Genomic DNA, 6606 nt, shown 5'->3' on the forward strand with positions numbered 1-6606 from the left:
CCCGTGGGGGAGGGTTGGGGTGGGGGCAGCAAACCATCCGCGTTAGCGGTAAGCACCACATACCATTTACTGACACCTTCCCCGCTATCCTGTATGTAAACGCAGCCCCGTCGCGCTTGAAAATATCCCGGCCAACCACACCCCTTGCACAACAAACCACAAAACGGCGTGGTAAAAATCACGCCTGCTCACAACATTGAAATAAAATTCCAACGCCAGCGGCAATTCGCGCAATAAAATACGGACATTCACCCTGACAAAAGATGAATCAGGATAAATGTTTCAAGGCAGATTCTATAAGATGCCCCGCGAAAGAACGGCAAAAACACTCTTTCAAACCCAATCAACACAAATCAGGAGAACCGTTATGGCCTTTAACCTCAAAAACCGTCACCTGCTGAGTCTGGTACATCACTCCGAACGGGAAATCAATTACCTGCTGGACCTTGCCCGCGACCTGAAACGCGCCAAATACGCCGGTACCGAGCAGCCCAAACTCAAAGGCAAAAACATAGCGCTTATTTTTGAAAAAACCTCCACCCGTACCCGCTGCGCCTTTGAAGTCGCCGCGCATGACCAGGGCGCCAACGTCACCTATATTGGCCCCGGCTCTTCCCAAATCGGCCACAAGGAAAGCATGAAAGACACCGCGCGCGTACTGGGACGAATGTATGACGCCATCGAATACCGTGGTTTCAGCCAAAGCATCGTTGAAGAATTGGCCGAATACGCGGGCGTTCCCGTCTTCAATGGCCTCACCGACGAATTTCACCCGACACAAATGCTCGCCGACGTATTGACCATGATTGAATACAGCGACAGGCCGCTGAAACAAATCAAATACGTCTATATCGGCGACGCGCGCAACAACATGGGCAATTCCCTGTTGCTGATTGGCGCCAAACTGGGCATGGATGTACGCATCTGCGGGCCAAAAGCCTTATTGCCGGAAGACAAACTGGTGAAAATGTGCGAAGGATTCGCCAAAGAAAGCGGCGCGCGCATTACCGTGACCGATGATATTGACAAGGCCGTCAAAGACGTCGATTTCGTCCACACCGACGTTTGGGTCTCGATGGGCGAACCGCTGGAAAGCTGGGGCGAACGCATCAAAATTCTCCTGCCCTATCAGGTGACACCCGAACTGATGAAACGCAGCGGCAATCCGCACGTCAAATTCATGCACTGCCTGCCCGCCTTCCACAACAGCGAAACCAAAGTGGGCAAAGAAATCGCGGTCAAATATCCCGAACTGAAAAATGGTATCGAAGTTACGGAAGACGTTTTTGAATCGCCGATGAACATCGCCTTTGAACAGGCAGAAAACCGGATGCACACTATCAAGGCGGTGATGTACGCCAGCCTGACCTAAAAGGAGTGCCGTATGAGAATCGTCATCGCATTGGGTGGCAACGCCCTGTTACGTCGCGGCGAACCGCTGACCTTTGAAAATCAGCGGCAGAATATCAAAATCGCCTGCGAACAAATTGCCAAAGTATTCCCCAACAACGAACTGGTTATTGCCCACGGCAATGACCCGCAAGTCGGTTTGCTGGCCTTGCAGGGGGCGACGTACAAAGACGTACCGACCTATCCGCTGGATGTCCTCGGTGCAGAATCAGTGGGCATGATTGGCTATATGATTCAGCAGGAACTGGGTAATCTCGTTCCGTTTGACGTACCGCTCGCCACATTATTGTCGCAAGTGGAAGTGGACAGAAATGATCCGGCCTTCCAGCACCCGACCAAACCGATTGGCCCGGTTTATACCAAAGCAGAAGCGGAACAACTGGCAAAAGAAAAAGGCTGGTCAATTGCGCAGGATGGCGATAAATACCGCCGCGTGGTACCGAGTCCATTGCCAAAACGCATCTTCGAAATCCGTCCGGCGAAATGGTTGCTCGAACACGGCAGCATCGTCATTTGCGCCGGGGGTGGCGGCATTCCGACCTATTACGACGAGCAGCACAATTTGCACGGCGTGGAAGCGGTCATTGACAAAGACCTTTGCTCCGCCCTGCTCGCCGAAAATCTCGAAGCGGATTTGTTCATTATCGCCACCGACGTTTCCGCCACCTTTGTCGATTGGGGCAAAGAAACGCAAAAAGCGATAGCCAGCGCGCATCCCGACGCGATAGAAGCGATAGGGTTTGCCGCCGGTTCGATGGGGCCGAAAGTACAGGCCGCCATCAATTTCGCCCGCCATAGTGGACGCGATGCGGTGATTGGCTCGCTCTCCGATATTGTCGATATCGTCAAGGGCAAGGCCGGAACGCGCATCACGACCCAAGCCGACGGCATTTCCTATTACTGACACTGCCCGGGCGGACGGATGACCGTCCGCCTGAATCCGTCTGCACATCAAGGAATTATTAAAGGTTAAAAAACAATTTAACTTCCCTTCCGCCTTTACCATCCTCTTCATTATTCTGATTATTGCGGTGGTATTGACCTGGGTAGTCCCCGCCGGTTCCTATTCCAAGCTGACCTATGACAACATCAACAATGTATTCGTGGTCAAGGCTTATCAGCAAGAAGACGTAACCTATCCGGCAACCGAAGAAAGCCTGGAAAAGCTCAAAATCAAAATAGACCTGAAGAACTTTACCGAAGGCACCATCAAAAAGCCGATTGCCATTCCTGACACCTATCAGCGGGTGGAAAACAAACCGAAAGGTATTGGCGATATTGCCGTCAGCATGGTACACGGCACCATTGAAGCCGCCGATATTATGGTCTTTATCTTTGTTTTGGGGGGCATGATTGGCGTCATCAACAAAACCGGCTCCTTTAACTCCGGCCTGATGGCACTGGCGCGAAAAACCAAAGGAAGGGAATTTGCCATTTTCTTTAGCGTTTCCGTGCTGATGGTATTGGGCGGCACGACCTGCGGCATTGAAGAAGAGGCGGTTGCGTTCTATCCCATTCTGGTGCCGGTATTCCTCGCCCTCGGTTATGACGCGATTATCTGCGTTGGCGCGATATTCCTCGCCTCCTCAATGGGTACAGCATTCTCCACCATTAACCCGTTCCCGGTCGTCATCGCCTCCAACGCCGCCGGCATTCCCTTTACCGAGGACATCGGTTTCCGCGCCGTCGGTCTGGTATTGGGTGCCGCGTGCGTCATTTATTACCTCTATTGGTATGCGAAAAAGATCAAGGCCAATCCCGAAGCCTCCTACACCTATGCCGAGCGCGAAGAATTTGTGCAGCTTTACATGAAAGATGTCGATCCGAATGCGATTGTGGAATTTACCCTGCGCCGGAAAGTCATCCTGACCCTGTTCTGCATTGCCTTCCCGATTATGGTTTGGGGGGCATGGCCGGTGGCTGGTGGTTCCCGCAAATGGCGGCCTCCTTCCTGACGATTACCATCGTCATCATGTTTATCTCCGGCCTGAAAGAAAAAAAATCGTCAATGCCTTTACCCACGGTGCCTCCGAACTGGTTGCCGTCTCGCTCATTATCGGCATGGCGCGCGGGGTAAACCTCGTCCTTGAAGAAGACATGATTTCCGACGCCATCCTGAATTATACTTCGCAACTGGTGAGCGGAATGCCGGCCAGTATGTTTATCCTCGGACAACTGGTGGTCTTTATCTTCCTCGGACTGGTTGTGCCCTCCTCATCGGGTCTCGCCGTACTCGCCATGCCGATTATGGCACCGCTGGCCGATGCCGTCGGTATTCCGCGCTTTATCGTGGTATCCGCCTATAACTGGGGGTAATATGCCATGCTCTTCCTCGCACCGACCGGACTGGTACTGGTGACGCTGCAAATGCTGAAAATCTCCTTCAACAAATGGGTGAAATTCGTCATGCCAATGATTGGCGTCCTGCTGGCTATTGGCGCAACGCTTTTGGTCATTCAGGTTTCCCTGTACGGACGCTGATGGCTGACAAAAGGCTGCCGCCAGGGCAGCCTTTTGTTTTTTTATGGCATGAGCCACCCCTTTCCCCCGAAAATCGCCTTTCGACGGCAGGAGCAACACTTATGCCGAAAGACAAGCTGCTAGACAATATCAATACCCGCATTCTGCGGGCGCTGCAAAAGAATGGACACCTGCACAACAACGAACTGGCACAGGAAATCGGCCTTTCCAATTCGGCCTGCCTGCGCCGGGTCAATATTCTCGAAGAAAACGAATTTATTGACCGCTATGTCGCCATTCTCAATCCGCAAAAAGTGGATTGCAATCTCGCGGTCTATCTCTTTGGCTCGTTTTCCGAAGAAGACATCCAGAAAAGGGATCGCTTTATCTTCGAGATGAAGCTCATCCCCAATATTGTCGAATGTCATTTGATGGCAGGCGATTATGATTTCATTATCAAAATGCGCGTCGCCAATCTGGATGAATTTCATCACATCAAAACCAAATACTTCAACAAGGACATCGGCATCAAAAACATCAGATCGGAAGTGGTGCTGAAAACGATCAAGGACACGACGGAATTGCCGCTGTAGCCCCTTTCATCAAGGCAAAACCCGGCGCTTGGGCAGGATTCCCGCTTGCAGTGAGGCTGAATGGCAAACAGCCGCGCCGTGGTCATTTCGCCCGTCATCCACCGCGACAAAGCCGCCGCTCGCACGGCAGGCGTGTATAATGTGTGCAAATATTCACAAAGCGAGGTGACTTGATGCGCAAAGAGGGTGAAAACCTGTTCAAATGGCTATGGCGCAAATATAACGAATTCTATGATGAAGCCGGATTTTCCCAGGTGGGGGGCTGTCGTCGTTGTCTGCCTTTCATCAAGGAAGATCCGCCATTGGAATGGCCGGATCGGCTGCGCAAGCTGAATGAGGACACACGACAATCCGCCGGGAAACACCGGCAGGATTCGCAAGAGGTTTAAGTTTTTAATTCAGGAGTATTTATGGTTTTATTTTTTGCCTGTGTGGCGATGCTGGTCGCCGGTTATTTCATCTATGGTGCATGGATGGAAAAAATCTTTGTCATCAAGCCGGAGCGGCAGACGCCCGCGTATGCAATGGGCGACGGTGTCGATTATGTGCCGATGTCGCGCACCAAGGTTTGGCTGATTCAGGTATTGAACATTGCCGGAACCGGGCCGATTTTCGGGCCGATTTTGGGTGCGCTTTATGGCCCGGTGGCAATGTTGTGGATTGTCGTTGGCTGTATTTTTGCCGGTGCGGTGCATGATTATTTCTGCGGCATGATTTCCATCCGTAACAATGGCGCTTCCATTCCGGCGATGTCTGGCCGTTATATTGGTGCGCCGGTCAAGCACATTATTAACGTCGTCGCGCTGATTTTGCTGGTTTTGGTCGGCGTTGTTTTCGTCCGCACCCCGGCGGATTTGTTAACCCGCCTCACCGAACAGGCGATTAGCAATCAGGGCGTGGGCGCGATGGGCGCGGCGGTCGGCACGGTGAGCGAGAATGCCAGTCCGGGGATGAGTACCGATACGCTGACGCTGATTTGGACGTGCATTATTTTCGCCTATTACATCATCGCGACCTTGCTGCCGATTGACAAAATCATTGGCCGCATTTATCCGCTGTTTGGCGCGCTGCTGATGTTCATGACTGCCGGGATGTTATTTGGCCTCATTTTTGAGGGCATTCCCGCTTATCGCACCCTCGGCTTGGAAAATGGCATTTCTTTGGGAGATTTCTTTAGCAATTTCCATCCGAAAGGTGCCAATGCCTTACCCATTTGGCCGCTCATTTTCGTCACCATTACCTGCGGTGCCATTTCCGGTTTCCATGCGACGCAAACGCCGATGATGGCGCGTTGTACTGAAAATGAACGCGAAGGCCGTTTCGTCTTTTATGGTGCGATGATTACCGAAGGGGTGATTGCGCTGATTTGGTGCATGGTTGGCCTTTCATTCTATCCCGACGTGCAGGCATTGCTCGCCGCCACCGCCAAATCTCCGGCACCGGTGGTCTTTGATTCGGCAATGAAGATGCTCGGCACATTCGGCGGCGTACTCGCGGTTTTGGGCGTGGTGGTCTTGCCGATTACTTCCGGCGATACCGCTTTCCGCGCCGCGCGTTTGCAGATTGCCGAGTTTTTCAACAGCTACGGCATCAATGCCGACCAGCGCAAGATAGGCAAGCGCCTGATAATCACTGTGCCGCTGTTTGTCGTCGGCATCGCGCTGACGATGATCGACTTCAACCTGCTCTGGCGCTATTTCAGCTGGGCGAACCAGACGACGGCGACCATCATGCTGTGGACGGCGGCGGCGTATCTCTACCGCCACCAGAAATTCCACTGGGTCTGCACCATTCCGGCGGTTGTGATGACGCAAATCTGTGCCTGCTACCTCTTCTTTGACCACAAGATCGGCTTCGGCTGGGTGTGGGACACCTTCGGCCTGAGCGCCCATAGCTGGATGGCCTCAATGGTTGCCGGCGCTGTGGTTGCCGTGGCACTGACCGCGCTGTTCTTCGTCGGCCTCAAGCCGAGCGGCATGAACGCGGGCGGCATCGTCGCGGTCTCCGTGGACGACTGATTCCGGCCTTTAATCTTTGGAAGCGGCGCTGCGGCGCCGTTTTTTTGTGCCTGCGCGCTGCCATTCGCTGTATAGCCATCCACCGAAAGCTTCATACTGTGTTGCGCCGCCTCGCCGTACAACTG

5 protein-coding genes and 1 pseudogene are annotated in these 6606 nt (G+C 53.0%); all 6 read left to right on the forward strand.

Annotation, left to right across the window (positions count from 1 at the left end):
* Nucleotides 1–367: 367 nt before the first annotated feature.
* The 6 genes and pseudogenes from Q0349_RS07815 to Q0349_RS07845 all read left to right on the forward strand — a co-directional run bounded on the left by Q0349_RS07815 (nt 368) and on the right by Q0349_RS07845 (nt 6481).
* Nucleotides 368–1372, forward strand: coding sequence for an ornithine carbamoyltransferase (locus Q0349_RS07815; RefSeq protein ID WP_298080309.1), 1005 nt, complete (start codon nt 368–370; stop codon nt 1370–1372).
* A gap of 12 nt (nt 1373–1384) precedes the next feature.
* Nucleotides 1385–2314 (forward strand): carbamate kinase, encoded by a 930-nt coding sequence (gene arcC / locus Q0349_RS07820; protein ID WP_298080310.1) that lies wholly within the window; start codon nt 1385–1387, stop codon nt 2312–2314.
* 46 nt (nt 2315–2360) lie between these two features.
* Nucleotides 2361–3891: pseudogene (locus tag Q0349_RS14115) on the forward strand (YfcC family protein).
* 101 nt (nt 3892–3992) lie between these two features.
* Nucleotides 3993–4463 (forward strand): Lrp/AsnC family transcriptional regulator, encoded by a 471-nt coding sequence (locus Q0349_RS07835; protein WP_298080312.1) that lies wholly within the window; start codon nt 3993–3995, stop codon nt 4461–4463.
* A 173-nt stretch (nt 4464–4636) separates the two neighbouring features.
* Nucleotides 4637–4852 (forward strand): DUF5363 domain-containing protein, encoded by a 216-nt coding sequence (locus Q0349_RS07840; protein WP_298080314.1) that lies wholly within the window; start codon nt 4637–4639, stop codon nt 4850–4852.
* A 21-nt stretch (nt 4853–4873) separates the two neighbouring features.
* On the forward strand, nt 4874–6481 hold the full coding sequence (locus Q0349_RS07845; protein ID WP_298080313.1) for a carbon starvation protein A: 1608 nt from the start codon (nt 4874–4876) through the stop codon (nt 6479–6481).
* The last annotated feature ends 125 nt before the right edge of the window (nt 6482–6606 follow it).

It is taken from the genome of uncultured Cardiobacterium sp. (assembly GCF_938028185.1).
Classification (GTDB): domain Bacteria; phylum Pseudomonadota; class Gammaproteobacteria; order Cardiobacteriales; family Cardiobacteriaceae; genus Cardiobacterium.

Bases quoted from the DNA above. Each gene is read 5' to 3' on its own strand.
- Q0349_RS07815 (WP_298080309.1), top strand. From the start codon at position 368: ATGGCCTTTAACCTCAAAAACCGTCACCTGCTGAGTCTGGTACATCAC.
- arcC (WP_298080310.1), top strand. From the start codon at position 1,385: ATGAGAATCGTCATCGCATTGGGTGGCAACGCCCTGTTACGTCGCGGC.
- Q0349_RS07835 (WP_298080312.1), top strand. From the start codon at position 3,993: ATGCCGAAAGACAAGCTGCTAGACAATATCAATACCCGCATTCTGCGG.
- Q0349_RS07840 (WP_298080314.1), top strand. From the start codon at position 4,637: ATGCGCAAAGAGGGTGAAAACCTGTTCAAATGGCTATGGCGCAAATAT.
- Q0349_RS07845 (WP_298080313.1), top strand. From the start codon at position 4,874: ATGGTTTTATTTTTTGCCTGTGTGGCGATGCTGGTCGCCGGTTATTTC.